This is a genomic window from Clostridium sp. CS1-1 (assembly GCF_056135525.1).
In genome coordinates, this window is record NZ_CM148680.1 from 4907712 (window position 1) to 4927276 (window position 19565).

General features: G+C 33.1%; 16 protein-coding genes. 4 read left to right on the top strand and 12 right to left on the bottom strand.

Features of this window, described 5'->3' with window-relative positions; all coding sequences use genetic code 11:
• The first annotated feature begins 257 nt into the window (after positions 1–257).
• Positions 258–551 (top strand): CD3324 family protein, encoded by a 294-nt coding sequence (locus AC0N0V_RS23270; protein WP_474461301.1) that lies wholly within the window; start codon positions 258–260, stop codon positions 549–551.
• A gap of 421 nt (positions 552–972) precedes the next feature.
• On the opposite strand, the gene AC0N0V_RS23275 is transcribed toward AC0N0V_RS23270, so the two are convergent.
• From AC0N0V_RS23275 to AC0N0V_RS23330, 12 genes are all read right to left on the bottom strand, one after another.
• Positions 973–1632, bottom strand: coding sequence for a FusB/FusC family EF-G-binding protein (locus AC0N0V_RS23275; protein WP_474461302.1), 660 nt, complete (start codon positions 1630–1632; stop codon positions 973–975).
• Positions 1633–1894: 262 nt separating this feature from the next.
• Positions 1895–2200: a CD3324 family protein gene (locus AC0N0V_RS23280; protein WP_474461304.1), complete on the bottom strand. Its 306-nt coding sequence runs from the start codon at positions 2198–2200 to the stop codon at positions 1895–1897.
• A gap of 257 nt (positions 2201–2457) precedes the next feature.
• Positions 2458–2919, bottom strand: a complete 462-nt coding sequence (locus AC0N0V_RS23285) for a YsnF/AvaK domain-containing protein (protein ID WP_474461305.1) — start codon at positions 2917–2919, stop codon at positions 2458–2460.
• Positions 2920–2989: 70 nt separating this feature from the next.
• A complete protein-coding gene (locus tag AC0N0V_RS23290; protein ID WP_474461307.1) occupies positions 2990–3457 on the bottom strand; it encodes a YsnF/AvaK domain-containing protein in 468 nt (155 codons plus the stop codon).
• Positions 3458–3814: 357 nt separating this feature from the next.
• Positions 3815–6367, bottom strand: coding sequence for a selenium-dependent xanthine dehydrogenase (gene xdh, locus AC0N0V_RS23295; RefSeq protein ID WP_474461308.1), 2553 nt, complete (start codon positions 6365–6367; stop codon positions 3815–3817).
• 3 nt (positions 6368–6370) lie between these two features.
• Positions 6371–7768 carry a dihydropyrimidinase gene (gene hydA, locus AC0N0V_RS23300; RefSeq protein ID WP_474461310.1) on the bottom strand — a complete coding sequence of 466 codons (1398 nt, stop codon included), beginning with the start codon at positions 7766–7768 and terminating at the stop codon, positions 6371–6373.
• A gap of 329 nt (positions 7769–8097) precedes the next feature.
• Positions 8098–9471 carry a nucleobase:cation symporter-2 family protein gene (locus tag AC0N0V_RS23305; RefSeq protein WP_474461311.1) on the bottom strand — a complete coding sequence of 458 codons (1374 nt, stop codon included), beginning with the start codon at positions 9469–9471 and terminating at the stop codon, positions 8098–8100.
• A 28-nt stretch (positions 9472–9499) separates the two neighbouring features.
• Positions 9500–10828: a putative aminohydrolase SsnA gene (gene ssnA, locus AC0N0V_RS23310; protein WP_474461312.1), complete on the bottom strand. Its 1329-nt coding sequence runs from the start codon at positions 10826–10828 to the stop codon at positions 9500–9502.
• Positions 10829–10864: 36 nt separating this feature from the next.
• Positions 10865–12451, bottom strand: coding sequence for an N-acyl-D-amino-acid deacylase family protein (locus AC0N0V_RS23315; protein WP_474461314.1), 1587 nt, complete (start codon positions 12449–12451; stop codon positions 10865–10867).
• A gap of 15 nt (positions 12452–12466) precedes the next feature.
• The gene (locus AC0N0V_RS23320; protein ID WP_474464627.1) at positions 12467–13654 is read right to left on the bottom strand and encodes a YgeY family selenium metabolism-linked hydrolase; all 1188 of its coding nucleotides are present in this window, start codon (positions 13652–13654) and stop codon (positions 12467–12469) included.
• Between the two features lie 26 nt (positions 13655–13680).
• Positions 13681–14895 (bottom strand): diaminopropionate ammonia-lyase, encoded by a 1215-nt coding sequence (gene dpaL / locus AC0N0V_RS23325; RefSeq protein WP_474461316.1) that lies wholly within the window; start codon positions 14893–14895, stop codon positions 13681–13683.
• Between the two features lie 337 nt (positions 14896–15232).
• Positions 15233–16984 (bottom strand): sigma-54 interaction domain-containing protein, encoded by a 1752-nt coding sequence (locus tag AC0N0V_RS23330; RefSeq protein ID WP_474461317.1) that lies wholly within the window; start codon positions 16982–16984, stop codon positions 15233–15235.
• A 429-nt stretch (positions 16985–17413) separates the two neighbouring features.
• Between AC0N0V_RS23330 and yqeC the strand changes: the two genes are divergently transcribed.
• The 3 genes from yqeC to yqeB are packed head-to-tail and all read left to right on the top strand — an operon-like array spanning position 17414 to position 19562.
• Complete coding sequence (gene yqeC, locus AC0N0V_RS23335) at positions 17414–18148, top strand: selenium cofactor biosynthesis protein YqeC (protein ID WP_474461319.1); 735 nt, start codon at positions 17414–17416, stop codon at positions 18146–18148.
• A 19-nt stretch (positions 18149–18167) separates the two neighbouring features.
• Positions 18168–18743 (top strand): molybdenum cofactor cytidylyltransferase, encoded by a 576-nt coding sequence (gene mocA, locus AC0N0V_RS23340; protein ID WP_474461320.1) that lies wholly within the window; start codon positions 18168–18170, stop codon positions 18741–18743.
• A gap of 12 nt (positions 18744–18755) precedes the next feature.
• Positions 18756–19562 (top strand): selenium-dependent molybdenum cofactor biosynthesis protein YqeB, encoded by an 807-nt coding sequence (yqeB, locus tag AC0N0V_RS23345; protein WP_474461321.1) that lies wholly within the window; start codon positions 18756–18758, stop codon positions 19560–19562.
• Positions 19563–19565: the final 3 nt, after the last annotated feature.

Genomic DNA, 19565 nt, shown 5'->3' on the forward strand with positions numbered 1-19565 from the left:
TGACTTGTAATTCTTATACATATATTGGATATATATGATACAATTGTATATGTAAAGAGCGAGTTATAGTAGCTATTGCTATTATTGGATGAGCTTTAGTGAAATTATATAGTTGCAGTTAGGAAAGGGGTATTATTTTTTATGACAAGATATGTTATTTGTGCATAGCAGAGGCTATTGCATAACATTTAAAGATTAAAATTATAAAATAGCCTTTGCTAATCCTAAAATAAAATTATATTTAGGAGGAGCATAAAATGAGCTATTCAAATGCGAGAGATATTTTCCCTAATGAGGTATTAGAAATAATTCAAAGCTACGTGGACGGTGAATACATTTATATACCGAAGAAAGAGGAAAATAAGATTGCATGGGGTGAACTAACCAAGAGTAAAAATGAACTTTTAAAGAGGAATACAAGTATATATGAAGATTATCTAAAAGGAATGTCTACACAATTACTTTCAGAGAAGTATTATCTGTCACCTAAGACTATACAAAGAATTGTTTCAGAAAAGAGGAAATGCATTAACATAGAATGTGCTACCTAATTTGTTTTTAGGTGGCTCATTTTTGTTTATGAATTAAGTAAGAGGTTACCTGTAGAAATTTATTGATGTTACTATAGATGGATATAGTATATCTATATTTAGAAGTATGAGGAATGATTTTAAGATGGTGATGGAACTGGCAATAGAGCAGATGATTAAAAACGTGAAAATGAATTAGAGTATGAAAAATACTACAATAATTATTGCTAAGAAGTAAGGTGGTTTTCTTGTAAAAAGTCTGTGTTATACCCGTTACGGTGAGCCCCATCATAAGTAACATAAGCTTTTTTGTTAAAGCTGTTGGATAGTTAATGGAAAATAGCCTAAAACATGATATAATATGCTTTAGGCTTAGAAATCACAATTATGTTTATTTTTTGGTTTCTCAATTGTGAAGATGGTCTGGATATGAATATCATTATCACTTTATATTGTTAACATCCTTTAAAACTTTCTCAAGCTTATCGATAGATACAATTCGATCATTACACTTCTCGCTATCTAGACATATATCAAATCCTATTGACCTATAAGCACCTTCCACAGCATTAGATGTTTTACAGATAGGCGAAACAAAGGCTACTTCATTTTTATCACCTACACGATTGCAAAGAGCACATATATGAGTGTTATTAGAACTATGACTTGTAATTCTACATGCCATACCTATAAGGTTACCATTCATATTGTAGGCTACAAACAATTTCTTAATGGACTCATCAATCCAACCTAAATACACATTCTTTGAATCCTGTTGACTTAAGTTTAGCAATTTAAGCTTCTTTTCCTTCTTAAACAACTTACTAATTTGTGCATTTGTAACGTTCGGCATACCATATACATATTCATTCAAATCAGATAAATACTTGTCAATGTTGGATGGATCAGTTATTCTGCTAATATCAAGTAGTTCTTTTTCTTCCTCATATAAATTAGTAAAAAGATATAATATTTTATCCTGTATATACGCTTTAGTAGCTTCAATAATTTTAATATCTACACACCCTCTGTAAGCATTATTTAAATCATTTAAGCATTTTTTTATATAATTATACTCATGTTTTTTTATAAAAGCTTTCATAAATCTAGCACCTCTTTCTTAACATGTATCATTTTTATTATTGATTTAAATGAATATGACCTTAATATCAGCTTTATGTTCCACAAATCCACAAATGAAAAGATGATTATTATTACTCCAATTTAAAGTAACAATAATCATCCAGATTTAAAACGTAATACATATTCACAATCATTCTACTTTTTAACCTTCTTTTAAATCAGATATGATAACTTTAATTGGATTTCCACAATGAAATCATAACATGATTTAAAATAACCATTCAATCTAATAAATAATTCTGTAATGACTGTGAGCATATCAGTTTCTGCTGACCTATTATTCTTCTTATACTTTTTTCTGACAGGTAATACTCTTGAGTTAGATCACTAATGGTAGTCCCATCAATATACTTTTTATAAATCTCATTGTTTCTTACCTTAAGACTATTCTTTATTCCACTCTTTTCTCCCCATGCCTTATGATTTCCACTTTTTCTGGGTACATAAAGATATTCTCCATCTACATATTCTTGTAATATTTTAATAACTTCCTCCGGTAACACATCTTGTGCTTTTACATATTTCATTTCCTTACTCCTTTACTCTCATTAAAGTATTAAAGCAAAGAATACAAAAAAGCTATGAGTTACAGAGCCTAAAACATGTACGCATTCCAGCTAACTTAACAGCTTAGGCTCCAAACAAAGCATAGCTGACTTTGTTGTAGTCTTTGCAAGGAGCAAGCTGATTTACGGCTGAATGTATCATAGACCTTCATAAAAACACCCCCAATACACATGCCCATTATATCATAATTCACGTAAGATTTCATATACAAGTATTATTAGGAGTACTTTAAGCCTGATTCATCTCTTACTTTTGGTGATCCGATGATTTTAACCTTGACGTCCTCTCTCTTCAATGTCTCTTCAATGTGTTTTATATCTTCTATCTGTTGTTTGTATATAGATACATCCTCTAAATCAACCCTATGTTTTGTAAGTTTAACCTTTTCTTCACTAAGAGGTATACGAATAGTTTCTGTGTTCACATTTTTGTTTTCCATGTCATCTAAAGTAAGGCATTTCTTCTCAATTACAAGTTCTTCACGTACAACTGGCACAGTAAAAACCTTTTCCTCGGTAAAAATCTCTCTATAAATTTTTACATCTCCTGTCTGAACCCACTTTTTAGCTATATCAAGTTGTTCTTCTTTAATCTGAAGGATAAAACTATCACTGTCGTTATATCCTGTTTGTTTTGCTATACTTGGTTCTTTGATAGCAGTTGGTGAGTTTTCTTCCATATCCTTCACCTCCACTTGTTTTAAAAAACACCTCACGAATCATGCATAAGATTCGGAGGTGTTTCATTATTTACTGATTGTTATTAGTACTATTATCAACTACATCAGGGTTACCAATTTTATTTACCACGGCTTCCTCTCTTTTAAGAGTTTCATCTATGTGCTGTGTATCTTCTATTACACGTTTATGGGCTGAAATTTCTTCTGTTACTACTGTATGCTTATTTACATCAACTCTCTCTTCATTGACAGGAATTCGAATAGTTTCCTGATCGGTTATAGGCGAATCACTTACCTCATTGTTTAAAGCTCTTCTTTCAATTACCACTTCCTCACGTGTTATAGGAACATCAACTGTTTTCTGTTCCTCTATAATTTCCTTACTAAGTTCTACCTCACCTTTTTGAACACTATTTTTAGTAATATCGAGTTCTTCTTTACGAAGACTAAGCTTTGCATCGTTGCTATTTACATCGTTGTTATTAGTTTCCTTTTCATTGTTATCGTTATTCTGAAAAATATCACCAAATATACCCATATATAAATACCTCCATCAATAATAGTTTCGATCCATTTATATATTACCCTTCAAGAAACAATGTTATCCTGTTTGGAATCTGGAAATGAATATATTTAATGGTTTAAGTTTTAAAATTTAAATAATATGCTTTATAAATATAAACTAAAGTAAAAAGTTCATCCATTATTCAATTTCATTTTTTATTATATTGCCTCTAAAAACTATAACTCTTCTTTCAGTCCTTCTAGCAACAGCTTCTGCTGAACAGAATATCTTTGAAAAGTATTATTAGTGTAGAACCAGTTTATAGGTTAGAATCTTATATAATGTTAAAGGACACCTAAAATTCTAGATGCCCTTTAAGTATATTAATATCTATTTTTTCTTTCTATAAGCAGTACCTTCTAAAGGTAATTTTGTTCTAAACTCACCATCAAGTCTAAAATATGCTCCCTGAACAGCCGGTGCAGCAGGAATTGATACAATTTCACCAATACCTTTAGCTCCGTATGCAAGCGAATCTTTATTTTTCTCTATGATTATTGATTCGATTTCAGGAACATTAGTGGATCTAAGCAATCCTAAAGTTCCGAACTTAGCTGTAGGAACTGAATTCTTTAGTGGATAGTCTTCTGTAAGAGCATATCCAAGCGACATTGTTACTCCGCCTTCAATTTGTCCCTCTACATTTATAGGATTTACAGCTTTTCCAACATCATGAGCAGCTACTACCTTTTGTAACATTCCATTTTCATCTAGAACTACAACTTGAGTTGCGAAACCATATGCAACGTGGCTAACTGGATTTGGTTTATCTGAACCCATAGGGTCAGTAACTCCTACATACTCGCCGTAGAAATCCTCATTATTTAATTCCTCAAGAGTCTTTTCCTTTAATGATTCTTTAAGTTTTAAGGCTGCTTGTCTTGTTGCTTCCCCAGCAAATAGAGTTTGTCTTGAAGCTGTAGTTGTTCCTGAATTTGGAGTAATTGCTGTATCTGGTGCATCTACAACAGTTAACTCTGGAGAAATTCCTAATGTTTCACATACCATTTGAGTAGTTACAGTTCCAAGTCCCTGTCCTATACAAGCAGCTGCAGTTCTTATATGAACTTTTCCATCTATAACAGTTAATCTGCATCTTCCTATATCCGGAACCCCAACACCTAACCCGCTATTCTTCATAGCACAAGCTATTCCTGCATAAGGGTGTTTTTCAAATTCTTCTTTTACAGCCAAAAGACTTTCCTTAAGAGCAGTGTCTTCTCCTGCAATTTGTCCGTTTGTAAGAACTTGTCCTGGTTCTATTGCATTTCTAAATCTAATTTCCCATGGTGATATTCCAACTTTTTCAGCTAGAAGATTTAGGTTACATTCAGAAGCAAAAGCTGATTGAGTAACTCCAAATCCTCTAAACGCTCCTCCCGGTGGATTATTAGTATAAACGGTAAGTCCCTCTACCTCTACATTTTGAAAGTTGTATGGTCCTGCTGCATGAGTACATGCTCTTTGAAGAACTGGGCCTGCAAGAGAAGCATAAGCTCCACAGTCAGTTACAATTTTAGCTCTCATAGCTGTTATCTTTCCATTTTCATCACAAGCTGTTGTAAATTCCATTTCTGCAGCATGTCTCTTTGGATGAACCATTAAGCTTTCTTTACGACTTAAAAGTACCTTAACAGGTTTTTTAGTAACATATGCTAAAAGTGCAGCATGATGTTGAACGCTCATATCTTCTTTTCCGCCAAATCCACCACCTACATACTTACTAATGACTCTAACCTTTTCTGCCGGTAGCCCTAAGAGATCCATAATTTCATGCTGTTCATCGTATACGTTTTGTCCACCAGTATATACTAGTACTCCATCATCAGGCATACCAATTGCACATTCTGGCTCTAAAAATGCATGCTCTGTAAAAGGTGTAGAATACTTTTGTGTTACTACATATTTGGAATTTGCTATAGCTTCGTCTACATTTCCTCTTTTTAGCATCTCTCTTCTTAAAACATTACCATTGAGATGAATTTTAGGTGCTCCTTCTTCCATAGCCATTATAGGTGAAGTAAGAGGTGTTCTTTCCTCATATTCTACATTAATTAACTTTAATGCTTCTATTAAAGCTTTTTTACTCGTAGCAGCTACTAGGGCAACAGAGTCTCCAATATATCTTGTTTCTTCTCCTACTGCAATCATGGCTGGCCAATCTTTAACGAGATGTCCGATAAATCTCTTTCCAGGTACATCTTTAGCTGTTAATACCGCTACAACTCCTGGATGATTTTCTGCTTCTGATGTATCTATGCTTTTTACTAAAGCTCTAGGATACTTAGTCCTAAGTGCTGATCCATAGATCATTCCTTCTACCTGCATATCATCTACGTATTGTGCAGTTCCTAATGTCTTATCCTTAGCATCCACTCTATGAAGGTTTTGCCCCATAAGACCTTTACATTCAACTTTAGGAGGCTCGTAACCTTCTCTCATAGCACTTGCCACCATAGCTATGGCTTTTTCTATCTTTGCATATCCTGTACATCTACAAATGTTTCCCTTTAATGCATTCTTTATCTCCCGAGGTGTTGGGCTTAAATTTTTATCAAGTAATCCCTTAGCACTTATAACCATTCCAGGAATACAGAAGCCACATTGTACAGCTCCTGCATCTGCAAAAGCCCAAGAATATAAGTCTTTTTCTCTTTCAGAAATTCCTTCAACAGTTAAAACTGACTTTCCATCAACTTTAGCTGTAGTCAAAATACAAGCTCTCATAGCTTTTCCATCTACTAAAACCATACAAGCTCCGCAAGCACCTTCTCCACAACCATTTTTTACTGATGTTAATCTTGTATCTTCTCTAAGATACTCAATTAGATTTCTATCTTCCTCTATCGTTACAGCAGTTCCATTTAAATTAAACTTAAACATATATTACTCTCCTTTTTTTAAAAATGGCTTTCTATATAGGTATTTTCCAACAGGGGACTTTTGGATTAACTTTGAATCCATAACAACTTGTTTTCCTCTTAAAAATACATGAAGTATTCTTCCTCTTTGTTTAAAATCTTCATAAGGAGTATAATCTACTTTTTGAGCTTGTTTTTCCGCAATTATAATAGAATTGTAATTTGGGTCCAATATTACTATATCTGCATCACTTCCTACAGCAATGGTTCCCTTTTGTGGAAAGAGTCCAAATAGCTTAGCTGAATTAGTTGATGTTAAGGAAACAAACTCGTTTATAGTTATCTTTCCAGTTACGACCCCATATGTGTAAAGTAGAGACATTCTATGTTCTACTCCAGGTGCTCCATTGGGTATCTTACTAAAGTCATTTATACCAATATCCTTCTGTCCTTTAAAATTAAAAGAACAATGATCAGTAGCAATTGTGTCTATTTCCTTATTTTGAATACCCTTCCAAAGAGATGCTTGATCATCCCTTTTTCTAAGTGGAGGAGACATCACATATTTTGCACCTTCAAAATTCCCTGCACCCTTTGCATCATAATAGGAATCATTCAAAAGAAGATACTGTGGACAAGTTTCAGTGTATACTTCCACTCCTCTTTTTTTAGCATCAATTATGCTGTTAAGGCCCTCTCTTGAACTTAAGTGAACTATATATACAGGTGCGCTAGCCATTTCTGCTAGCTGTAATACTCTAGATACCGCTTCTCTCTCAGCTGCAATCGGTCTAGTTATCGCATGATATTTTGGTGCTGTGTTTCCCTTACGCTTAGCTTCCTTCACCAAAACATCTATTACATCTCCATTTTCACAATGAAAACCTACTAATGCTCCAACCTCATTGCCTCTTTTTAATGCTTTAAAAACTGCTCCATCATCTACTTGAAGAGTATTCTTGTATGCCATATACATCTTAAATGAGGACACACCCTCATTTATCATATCTTCCATCTCTCTAGAGACTGATTCATTCCAATCAGTTATTGCCATATGAAAACCATAATCACAATAACACTTATTACTTGCTTTCTTATGCCAATTCATTAATCCTTCTTTTAATGTCTCGTCTCTGTTTTGAGTAGCAAAATCAATAATGGTAGTAGTTCCTCCAATTATTGCTGCTTTAGTGCCACTTTCAAAATTATCTGCTGTAACTGTAGATCCTACATCTAAATCAAAATGAGTATGTGGATCAATTCCCCCCGGCATTAAATAACACCCATTCAACTCTATAACTTGATCCTCTTCTCTTTCCAAGCCTGTACCTATAGCAACAATTTTCTCATCTTCTATTCGTACATCTGCTTCATAGGTATCTACCGAAGTAACAATCCTACCACATTTTAGCACTATACCCATGTGACACTCTCCTCTCGACTCTCTAATTCTCTGTATACTTAAACGCCAGAATGTATAACAACATCTGACGTAACTTTAATATTCAATGAATTTGTATATTCTATATAGATATCTACCTAGATAACTTTAAATTTGGAGGTAGTTATATGACTATCTCTGTAGCAGTCTTAGTTAGCAGTACAGAAGAGATGGGCGTATAATTACCAGTATTAGAGAAGTCTATCTATACGATATACTTAGTGCTTTTTTAGGGCATCTTGTTATGTAATTTTTTTGTAGTAAGCTTAAAATAAATTCATACTAATATCTTAAGCCTACACTTCTAAATCCTAAGCCTCTGCTTTAATTTTATTAGGTTCTGGCTGTTCTGCTTCTTTTGTCTTGCCTTTTCCTAGCTCATTAAAGAATATATTTAAGAGAACAGCTGATAAGCTTCCTGTTGTTATACCACTGTGAAAAATTGTTTGTACCCAGTTTGGAAAGCTATGATAAAAACCATCATTTGCTACTGGAATCATTGCTAGACCAACACTAACCGCAACAATTACTGCATTTTTAGTTCCATCATATTGAACTTTACCTAAAGTTCTTATTCCACCAACTAAAACCATACCAAACATTGCAAAACCAACTCCCCCTAGAACTGGCTTTGGTATTGCTACAATTAATGCACCAAACTTAGGGCTGAAACTTAAAACCAATAATATTACTCCAGCATATACAGCTACAAACCTTGATTTTATACCTGTAAGACTAACCAAACCTACATTTTGTGCAAACGGTGTTTGCGGGAAACTGTTAAAAACACCTGCAAGTAAAGTAGAGATACTATCTGCCATAAGACCTCTTGTTATATTTTTTCCTTCTACAGGCTTATCAACCATTTCATGAACAGCCATCATATTTCCTGTGGATTCTGTCATTAAAACTAGCATAACTAAGCAAATAGATATTATAGCTGAAGGATCAAACCTAGGCATACCAAAATGTAAAGGCATGTTAACACTAAACCAACCAGCTTGGATAACTGGTTTAAAATCAACCATACCAAATACAGCTGCAAGTATTGTTCCAAGCACTAAACCAAATAGTATAGCCGCACTATTCCAGATACCTTTTAAGAACTTAAATAGTACTAGTGTTATACCTAAAACAGATAAAGCCAAATATAATTGAGAAGGAGTTGCAGGTTGTACTTTACTGTTTGTAATCCACTTAACAGCTGTAGGCAGTAAAGATATTCCTATCGTAAGTACAACTGTACCAGTAACTACCTTTGGGAAAAATCTTATTAATTTTCCAAATAGTGGTGCCAAAATAATACCAACTATACCAGCAGCAATAACTGCCCCATAAATTGTAGTCATTGCTAGAGCTGAGTTTCCCTTGTATGTTGCTGCTATAGCAGACATAGCTGCCACTGCAGCAAAGCTAGTACCTTCAATTACAGGGATTTTTGCTCCTAAATACCCCTTAACACCAACACTTTGAATAAGTGTCGCAATACCAGCCATAAATAAACCTGCATTAATAAGGAAAACAATTTCCGCAGCAGATAACCCTGCTGCTCCCCCTACAATTATTGGTACTGCAACTGCCCCAGCACACATTGCAAATACATGTTGAATCGAAAATATCCATGCTTTATTAAAAGTCATTGGTTCATCAACAGGTAAAACCTTTTTGTTCAATTTTAAATTCATCTTTTTCACCCCATAAAATAAATTAGCACTATATTTTTTCCCAAACCTTTGTAGCCAATTCCCTTGATTTCGAATATATCATTTCTTCATCTATTCCAATTATCTTACGATCCTTCATTATAACTTTTCCATTTATTATAGTAGTATCAACACTTCTTCCTGTCATTCCAAATAGGATATGACTGTTGTAATTTGAACTATTCATTAAAGTATGAGGATTATAATCTACTATAATTAAATCTGCGTAAGACCCTACTTGAAGAGATCCTAGTGTTTTCGAAAAATAATTAGAAGCTATTTTTCTATTATTATCAAAGAGCATTGTAGGAACTTCTCCCCATGCAACACTTGGATTTGATAAATTGTGTTTATGTAATATATTCGCTACTTTCATAGATTCGAACATATCACTAGTATATCCATCTGTACCAAGTCCTACTGTTAACCCTTTTCTTATCATTTCCATTACTGGTGCACATCCAACAGCGTTCCCCATGTTTGACTCTGGATTATGCACTACATTTGTATTTGTTTCCTTCAAAATATCCATTTCTAAATTATTTACATGAACGCAATGTGGAGTAATAGTTTTTTCTCCAAGCATTCCAAAATCCATAAGCCTTTGTACTACTCTTTTGCCATATTTATTTAAGGAATCATAAACATCAGCTATACCTTCAGCTGTATGTATATGGAAGCCTCCATCTATATCAGCCATCGCTTCTGCACATTTTTCCATTGTTTTATTCGATAATGTCATTGATGCATGTAATCCAAACATACCCTTTATCATATCACTGTTATCGGAATTTGCATGTTTTATAAAGTTAATGTTTTCTCTTATACCTTCTTCCATTATCTCTTGTCCATCTCTATCAGAAACTTCATAGCATAGGCAACTTCTCACCCCTAGTTCCTTAGAAGCATCCGCCATTGTAAACAAACTATTTGTAATTGCCATAGGGCTTGCATGATGATCAAATATAGTAGTTGTACCATTTTTTATACAATCTATTATTGTAGTTAATGCACTATATTTAGTATCCTCTATAGTAAGTAGTTTATCTAATTTCCACCATAGACCATCGAGTATTTCTACAAAATTTGATGGAGGATCACTTTTGGAATCCATACCTCTTGCAAAGGCACTATAAAAATGCATATGTGTATTAATCATACCAGGCATAATCACTTTTCCATCAGCATCGATAAACTCTGCATCTGGATACTTAATCTTTATATCTGATGTATTACCAACTTCTTTTATTATATTTCCTTCTATAGCTACACAACCATTTTTAATATAAGGCATCTCATTGTTTTGTGTAACTACTCTTCCATTCCCTACTAATAGCATCCTAATACCTCCTTACTAGAATCATTACTTAGTATGTTAACCTTTTCTTAGTACTTTACCAGCTAATACTTTTTGATACTCATTGCCATTTATAACTAAATTTCCATTAATAATAACGTAATGTATTCCTTCAGGATATTGAATCGGATCAACAAAAGTTCCCCTATCTTCTATAGTCTCCGGATCAAACACCACTACATCTGCGTAATTTCCAACCTTTAGAGTTCCTCTTTCTTTAATACCAAAAACCTCTGCTGGTTTTTTAGTCATTTTATATATAGCTTGTTCAAATGTAATAGCCTTTTCTTCTCTTACGTACTTTCCAAGCACTCTTGGAAACGCTCCAAATACTCTTGGATGTGGCTTTCCTGCTAATAGGCCATCTGTACACACATTTTGCTCTGGTCTATTTAAAAACTTTATAACATGCTCTTCAAGGCCGTAAAAGTCTACCATCCCTACAGCATTTTCTTCTTCATATAAAAGGTCAAAAGTAGCATCATAAGGATTTTTTCCCCTGATTTCACCTATCTGGATTAAGCTTTTGCCCACTAAGTCCTCATTCTTTTTAGTTTTTACACTTGTTACAAAGATTTGATCTAGTCCAGCAAAGTCTACAAAATTATCCCATCCTGGTATACCTTTTTCCATGTCCTCTATCATTTTAGCCCTTAATTCAGTATTTTTAAGTCTTTCTAAAAGCTTATCAGTACCTCCATCATGAGCCCAAGGTGGAAGAATTACACCTAGCATTGTACTTCCAGCAACATATGGATATTGATCAAAGGAAACTTCTATACCTTCTTCCTTTGTCTTTTCAAGTAACTTTATTACGTCATCTATGTACTTCCAATTCTTCTTTCCACACACCTTGAAGTGAGAGAAATGAATTTTGACTCCTGATTTTCTTCCTATTTCTATAACTTCTTCCATAGATTCTAAAATAGTATCTGCCTCACTTCTTTGATGAACTACAAATACACCGTCATACTCAGCTACTACTTTGCACATTTCTATGATTTCCTTAGTTTGAGAATAAGCACAAGGCATGTATATAAGACCTGTTGAAAGTCCATATGCTCCTGCTTCCATCTCTCTCCTTGTAACTTCACACATTCTTTGAATCTCTTCATCGTTTGGTTGTTTATTATCGAGTCCTACAACTTCCATACGAATATTTCCATGAGGTACTAGATAACTTTGATTTAAGCCAACACCTTTTTTCTCCATCATCTTAAGATAGTTATCTGTTGTCTCGTATGTCCAATCTATTTCATCACTATCTCCATCTAAACCCGCTAAATTCTTTCTCCAAGGGCTTATATACTTTTGAGGAAGTGGTGCCATTGATATTCCATCTTGACCTAAAAGCTCTGTAGTAATTCCTTGACGTATCTTTGTTTCATTATAAGGATTTACAAGTATTTTTAAGTCTGAGTGACTATGAGTATCTATAAAGCCCGGAGCAACTATCATACCTTGAGCATCAATAATTCTATCAACATCGCACTTTTCAATTTGACCTATTTCCACTATACGTTCATTTTCTATTAGGAGATCGGCCTTATAGGCCTTATCTCCTGTACCATCTATAATTAATCCATTTCTAATTATAGTTTTCATTATTAATCACCGACCTTATTTATTATAAACCGCCTTTAGTATTCCATAATATCCTTCAGCACCTTTGAATAGCTGGTCTCGTTCTATATACTCATCTATTGTATGAGCTAAGTTTTCTTTAGAAGGACCAAATCCTATAGTCTTTATTCCTTTTTCTCCTGCATAATGACTTCCATTTGTACAGAAAGAGTATTGAGTGATTTCTGGATTAATTCCAGCTTCCTTTAATCCCTTATAAGAAGCTTGAACAAATTCATCTTGCTCATCATATAACCAACCTGGGAAGAATCTTTCTCCTTCTATTATCTCTCCTGTATAGCATCTCTCTCTTCCTATAGCATATGAAACTTTTGCATTTAACTCTGAATCTTCTTCCATCATTTCCTTTAATAAAGTTTGAATTGGTGCAAGTACAGATTCTTTTGTTTCACCAACAAGAAGTCTTCTATCGAAAGTAGCTCTACAATAATCAGGAACTACTGATGCTCCTGGATATGGAGATGATTTGATATCTGTTAGTACAAGTATTCCTTTTCCAAGTCCATCTTGCTCTGGTGCCTCAAGCCCCTGAATTTTATCAATCACTTTTGACATTTTATAAACAGCATTTATTCCCTTCTCAGGATTAGCTGAATGGGCAGGCTTTCCAAAAGTCTCTATAACGATCTCTCCACGTCCACGTTGTCCTATTTTTAAATTAAGCTCTGAAGCTTCTCCAATTACAACATAATCTGGGTTAACTCTTTCACTTATTTTACGAGCAGCAATTCCCTCAAATATTTCTTCATGAACTACTCCTGCAACATAGAGATCTCCAGCAAAATCCTTATTTGTATCTTTTGCAAAATATGAAACTGCAGCTATCATTGCACTTACTGCACCCTTCATATCCGATGCTCCACGTCCATAGATTTTTCCATCTACTAATTCTCCACCGAACGGTGCATGTACCCATTTTGAATCGTCTGGAACTGGAACTGTGTCTATATGTCCATCAAATAATATGGCTTTTCCTGGCTTATTTCCTTTTACATGACCAATTACGTTTCCGTATGCGTCTACAAAGCAATCATCAAATCCCATTTCTGTAAATGCATTTTTTATAGCTTCTACCACTTTACCTTCTTCCCCTGAAACGCTAGGTTGTCTTAAAAGCTCTTGGCACAACTTAGTTAACTCTTCTTTTCTTTCATTTGTCATCATCATTGTTCTATTCCTCCCCAAACTTATTAAAGACCTGAATATTCGCCATTCCATACTATACTTCTATATTTATCTGGATCTGTATCTCCTTCTGTACTAAATAGAAGCACCTTTGAATTTTCATTTAACTTTAACTTTTCTCTTAAATTTTTCATATCTTCTCTAGTCATTATTGCATTTATAAGTCCTGCAGTTACAGCTCCAGACTCTCCTGATATTACTCTTGTATCGCCCTTAACTGGATTACCAAGCATTCTCATACCATTAGCTGCTACCCAATCCGGACAAGCGACAAAGGCTGTGCTGTGGTCTCTAAGAACTTCCCATCCTATAGTGTTAGCTTCCCCACAAGCAAGTCCAGCCATTATTGTTGGCATATCTCCACCTACTGCTCTAGCTTTTCCATCCCCAGCTACAGCTGATTTGTATAAACATGCAGCCTCATCTGCTTCTACTATTACAGTAGTTGGACACTCATCGCCAAACACTGATGCGAAGTAACCTTGAACTGCTCCTGCTAGTGATCCAACTCCAGCTTGTACAAATATATGAGTAGGTCTTTCGACATTCATTTCTCTTAATTGCTCTAAAGCTTCTGAAGCCATAGTTCCATATCCTTGCATTATCCAAGTTGGAATTTCTTCATAACCTTCCCAAGCAGTATCTTGAACTACAATTCCGCCATTTTCATCAACATACTTTGCTGCAAGTCTAACTGCATCATCGTAGTTCATGTCAGTTATTGATGCTTCTGCGCCCTCTGCACGAATATTTTCTAAACGTGTTAATGATGATCCTTTTGGCATATAAACTACTGATTTTTGCTTAAGTTTATTTGCAGTCCAAGCAACTCCTCTTCCATGGTTTCCGTCAGTAGCTGTTACAAAAGTTATTTCTCCAAGTTTTTCACGAGTTTCATCTGAGGTAAGTTTCCCAAAGTCGAGTTCTGATATATCTTGTCCTAGCTTTTGTGCTAAATATTTTCCCATTGCAAATGATCCACCAAGAACCTTGAAAGCGTTTAACCCAAATCTATAAGATTCATCTTTTATGTATATACCACCTAATCTTAAACTCTTTGCTAAGTTATCTAAATTTACTAAAGGTGTTTTTGTATATTGTGGAAAGCTTTGATGAAAATTCTTAGCCTTCTCAATTTCCTTCTCTCCTAAAAAATCAACAGATACCTTATTGCCTTTTGATAACATAGTGTTCTCTTGCCATTTTATTTTATGATCCATTTCACTACCCCTTTTCTTGATTGATTTTTCACAATAATCAATATAGCAATAAGCATGCCAATTGTAGTTTAATTTAAATATATAAATAAACACAAATTTTAAATTAAATCATACTATTAGCAAAATACATATACTTTAAACACATAAAAAAACTTTTTATTTCAAAAAAAGACACGTATAGAAATCTTAATTTTTCTATACGCATCCTTATTCTTATACCTAATTATTATATTTTTATTATCAAAACGATAATTTATTATCATTTCGATAATAAAGTTTATTGCTTATAAATCACCATAATGTCTCTAAGTTTACTTATCATTTTGATAACTATATTTTACTTTATACTATCTAATTTTCTATATAGCGTGGCTATTCCAATTCCTAAAGCCTTTGCTGATAACTGTTTACCTTTAGTATCATCTCCATAAATATCTAAAGCTCGCAAAATATATTCTTTTTCCACTTCTTTTAATGGTTTTAATACCTTTTTCTCCTCTTCACCTTTATACTCAACTGTATAATCTATAATACTTTTAGGAAGCATGTCTTTAGTAAGAATTCCTTTTTCATCAACAAGATTTATCATAAACTCCACAGTATTTTCGAGCTCCCTAACATTTCCTGGCCATCCGTAATTTATAAGAAGTTGCTTTGCCTCCTCATCTATAGTGTGGGCTTGTTTACTAAATAACTTATTATATTTTTCTACTAAACTCATAGCTAAAATTTCTACATCATCCTTCCTATCACTTAAAGAAGGTATTTCTATAGGTATAACATTAAGCCTATAGTATAAGTCTTCCCTGAACTTATTCTCAGAAATTAAACTTTTAAGATCTTTATTCGTAGCTGCAATAACTCTTATATCAAGATCAATAAGTTGATTTGAACCTATTCTAGCAAGTTTTCTTTCCTGAAGAACTCTTAAAATCTTTACTTGTAAATAGAGCGGCATATCCCCTATCTCGTCTAAAAATATCACACCTTTATTTGCTAGTTCAAACTTCCCTATTCTTCCATTCGTATCAGCTCCACTGAATGCTCCCCTAACATAACCAAACAACTCACTTTCTAGAAGATTATCAGGTATAGCTCCACAATTTATTGCTATAAAAGGCTTATCTTTTCTATTACTTTCCGAATGAATTGCCCTTGCAATAAGCTCCTTCCCTGTACCACTTGCCCCAGTAATAAGGACTGTAGACTTTGAATCTGATACCTTTCTTATTTTCTCTTTTAATTGAATCATCGGCTTAGATTCTCCAATAATATCTTCAGCTCTAATTGGTTGCCATGTGTGTATCTTTTCATATATTTCTGACTTCACTTTCTTTATTTCATTGAATATAAAGATTTTGTCGTAAGATGATAATGCAGGAAAAACAGGAATTAGCTGTCCCATCAAACTAACCTTTCTACCATCTATAATTACCGTGTAGGATTCTCCCCCCATAATATATTCGCTGTTTGAAGTTATCTCTATTTTCTTATTCATGTGAGATTGAGTTAATTTTAATTGCTTCATAGCGCTACTATTAATGTGAACTATCTCGCTTTTATTATTTAGTACTAAAACTCCCTTATCTACACTATTAATAACTTGGTTTAAAAGATTTACCATGAAACCATTTCTTTCATTCTCTAAGAATTCATACGCCTTAACACTTATAAAGTCTGATATCTGATCTAAAAATTGAAGATAAAATTCTAAGTTTTCACTCAAGTATATTTTTTGTTCTTCACTCGAACAAATAAGACCTATAACTCCTATTATTTCACTATTTAATATTACGGGCGTACAGATTTGCATCTTCTCCACACAATGATCTTTTTGTTTACATTCTGCACACAAAAAGTGCTCACCAGGACTTTCTATTATTTGAGGTTGTCCAGTTTTTATTACATGCTTATAAATAAACCCTTCTTTTGATATATTTTCGTTTATTTTATTTTTATATATACCTGTACCAGCAATTCTTAGAAGATCTTTGTCTACAATCTCAACATCTACTTTAATTACACTAGAGATTATATTCGCATACTTAATAACAGCATCTTGAATTTGTTTTAGTAGTGACTGTCTCATATAAAATACCTCTTTATAGTTTATTTTTTATATTTTAATAATGAATATAAACAATGAAAATAAGTATATTAACCATTTAATTTTAGAAATCCTTTATTAGGAATCAGTTATCACTTTGATAATAAAAATATTATACTCCTTTATAAAATACTTTATATATTTATATTATCAAAATGATAGTAAATTATCAATGTGATAACAAAATCAATAAATTTACTGTAAAATTATAAATTCATTACAACAAATATCAACTATTTTTTTTGAGAACTTTGTTTATAAAAATATTTTATATAAGTTAAAACGTAGGAATTTTAACAATCATCTGACTCTACATATCACTTTTAGTAAAATTTTATGTTTTCTTGGCACATTTATTGCTAATAAATAATGTAGAATCAACAATTTATATTATTACACGTGAGGCAATTTATGAAACTCAGCAAATTATTAGATTTAAGCAGAGGTGCCGTAATTTCCATAGTGGGTGCTGGTGGTAAAACCTCTTTTTTATTTTCTTTAGCTGAAGAATTAAGATATAAACATAAAGTCTTAGTTACTACAACTACTAAAATTTATGTGCCTAATAAGTCAAAGTACGATTTTATGCATATGTTAGATATTCAGAATAGACATTGTATAAGAGAAGATTCTTCCAAAGGAATTTATGTACTAGGAACTTATGTAAACTCAGAGAATAAAATAGTTGGAATTAATCTTTCTTCTTTAAAAGATATTCATAATTACTTTGACTACACATTAATAGAGGCTGATGGTTCAAGACAAAAGCCTATTAAAGGCTGGAAAGATGATGAGCCAGTAGTTTATAACAAGACTGATATTACTATTGGTGTACTGGATGTAACAGTAATAGGTAAAAAGATTAACAACTCTAACATTCATAGACTAGATAAATTTATCGAAATAACAAATGCAAGAAAAGATGATTTGATAGCTATAGAACATCTAGTCTCTTTAGTATGTCACACAAAAGGTTTATTTAAAAACTCTTTTGGAAAAAAGGTACTCTTTATTAATAAGGTTGAAAATTATGAAGATATCTTATTGTCAAATAGGATAGTAGATGCGATAAGTAACAATGCTTATTTCCACATTGATACAATTATTCTAGGAAGCTTGCTTAATAAAGTTTATGAAAAAATTTGACAATACCGGAGGATATAAAGTGATTAGCGCAGTTATACTTGCATCAGGTTATTCAAATAGAATGGGAAAAAACAAACTTCTTCTACCTTATAAAGGAAAACCCATAATTGAACATGTTATCGATACAGTGTTACTCTACAATTTTCATGATACCGTTTTAATTGCAAGAGATGATAATATTTTAAATATAGGTAAAAGAAAAAATATAAAAACTGTTTTTAATGGAAACGCGCATAAAGGGCAAAGTGAAGCTATAAAATTAGGCGTAAAAACCCTTTCTGATACTACTGGGTATATGTTTTTCACCGGGGATCAACCTTTGATACAGCTAGAAAACTTAAAGTTATTGGCAAGTAACTTTGCTAATAATAACAACTCAATTATAGTACCTAAGCATAATGATAAAAGAGGTGCTCCTGTTATTTTCCCTAAAAAATTCAGACAAGCTCTTTTAAGTCTAAAGGGCGATGTAGGCGGAAAATCCATTATTAACACTCATATAAATGACGTAATTTTTGTTGATATTGTAAAAGAATATTCACTCTTTGATATTGATACTCCTGAAGATTATAAAACTCTTGTTAATATGAAATAAGGATGGTTATATATGTTTAATGATGTAGTAATTATTCGTGGTGGAGGTGACATAGCCTCAGGTACTATACAGAAACTACATAGAAGTGGATTTAAAGTATTAATCCTAGAGGTTCAAAATCCTACATCCATAAGAAGAACTGTTTGTTACAGTGAAGCCGTATGTGAAGGTGAAATCACCATAGAAGGAGTCACCTCTATATTAGCTAATACACTAGAAGAAATTAAAAGTGCTTGGTTTAATAATAAGATACCAGTAGTTATAGACCCAAGAGGTTATTACATAAATATTATAAAACCTAAAATTTTAGTTGATGCAATACTTGCTAAGAAAAATCTAGGGACTAGAGTAAATATGGCTGATATAACCATAGCCCTTGGACCTGGTTTTGAGGCTGGTAAAGATGTTCATGTAGTTATAGAAACAATGAGAGGTCATAATCTTGGAAGACCTATTTTCGAAGGAAGTGCTATGCCAAATACAGGAATTCCAGGAGATATACAAGGCTTCGCTAAAGAAAGAGTTATATATAGTCCCAGCAATGGAGTTATAGAAAATATTAAAAAAATTGGTGAAGTAGTTCGAGCTGGTGAAGCTATTGCATACGTAAATGATAATAAGGTTTTAGCAACTATTGATGGATTACTTAGAGGAATAATAAGAAATAATAGCGTGGTATGTCAAGGGCTTAAAATAGCTGATATAGATCCCCGAATATCTGAGATTGAAAATTGTTATACAATTTCAGATAAAGCGAGGAACATTGCCGGTGGAGTTTTAGAAGCCATATTGCACTTAAAAAATAAAGAAAAGCTATAAGAG

What these genes read in the sequence shown, in the direction of transcription:
- dpaL (WP_474461316.1), bottom strand. Translation starts at nt 14,895, where the DNA reads ATGGATCATAAAATAAAATGGCAAGAGAACACTATGTTATCAAAAGGC.
- AC0N0V_RS23305 (WP_474461311.1), bottom strand. Translation starts at nt 9,471, where the DNA reads ATGAATTTAAAATTGAACAAAAAGGTTTTACCTGTTGATGAACCAATG.
- ssnA (WP_474461312.1), bottom strand. Translation starts at nt 10,828, where the DNA reads ATGCTATTAGTAGGGAATGGAAGAGTAGTTACACAAAACAATGAGATG.
- AC0N0V_RS23320 (WP_474464627.1), bottom strand. Translation starts at nt 13,654, where the DNA reads ATGATGACAAATGAAAGAAAAGAAGAGTTAACTAAGTTGTGCCAAGAG.
- AC0N0V_RS23270 (WP_474461301.1), top strand. Translation starts at nt 258, where the DNA reads ATGAGCTATTCAAATGCGAGAGATATTTTCCCTAATGAGGTATTAGAA.
- AC0N0V_RS23280 (WP_474461304.1), bottom strand. Translation starts at nt 2,200, where the DNA reads ATGAAATATGTAAAAGCACAAGATGTGTTACCGGAGGAAGTTATTAAA.
- AC0N0V_RS23290 (WP_474461307.1), bottom strand. Translation starts at nt 3,457, where the DNA reads ATGGGTATATTTGGTGATATTTTTCAGAATAACGATAACAATGAAAAG.
- AC0N0V_RS23275 (WP_474461302.1), bottom strand. Translation starts at nt 1,632, where the DNA reads ATGAAAGCTTTTATAAAAAAACATGAGTATAATTATATAAAAAAATGC.
- AC0N0V_RS23285 (WP_474461305.1), bottom strand. Translation starts at nt 2,919, where the DNA reads ATGGAAGAAAACTCACCAACTGCTATCAAAGAACCAAGTATAGCAAAA.
- xdh (WP_474461308.1), bottom strand. Translation starts at nt 6,367, where the DNA reads ATGTTTAAGTTTAATTTAAATGGAACTGCTGTAACGATAGAGGAAGAT.
- AC0N0V_RS23315 (WP_474461314.1), bottom strand. Translation starts at nt 12,451, where the DNA reads ATGAAAACTATAATTAGAAATGGATTAATTATAGATGGTACAGGAGAT.
- yqeC (WP_474461319.1), top strand. Translation starts at nt 17,414, where the DNA reads ATGAAACTCAGCAAATTATTAGATTTAAGCAGAGGTGCCGTAATTTCC.
- yqeB (WP_474461321.1), top strand. Translation starts at nt 18,756, where the DNA reads ATGTTTAATGATGTAGTAATTATTCGTGGTGGAGGTGACATAGCCTCA.
- hydA (WP_474461310.1), bottom strand. Translation starts at nt 7,768, where the DNA reads ATGGGTATAGTGCTAAAATGTGGTAGGATTGTTACTTCGGTAGATACC.
- AC0N0V_RS23330 (WP_474461317.1), bottom strand. Translation starts at nt 16,984, where the DNA reads ATGAGACAGTCACTACTAAAACAAATTCAAGATGCTGTTATTAAGTAT.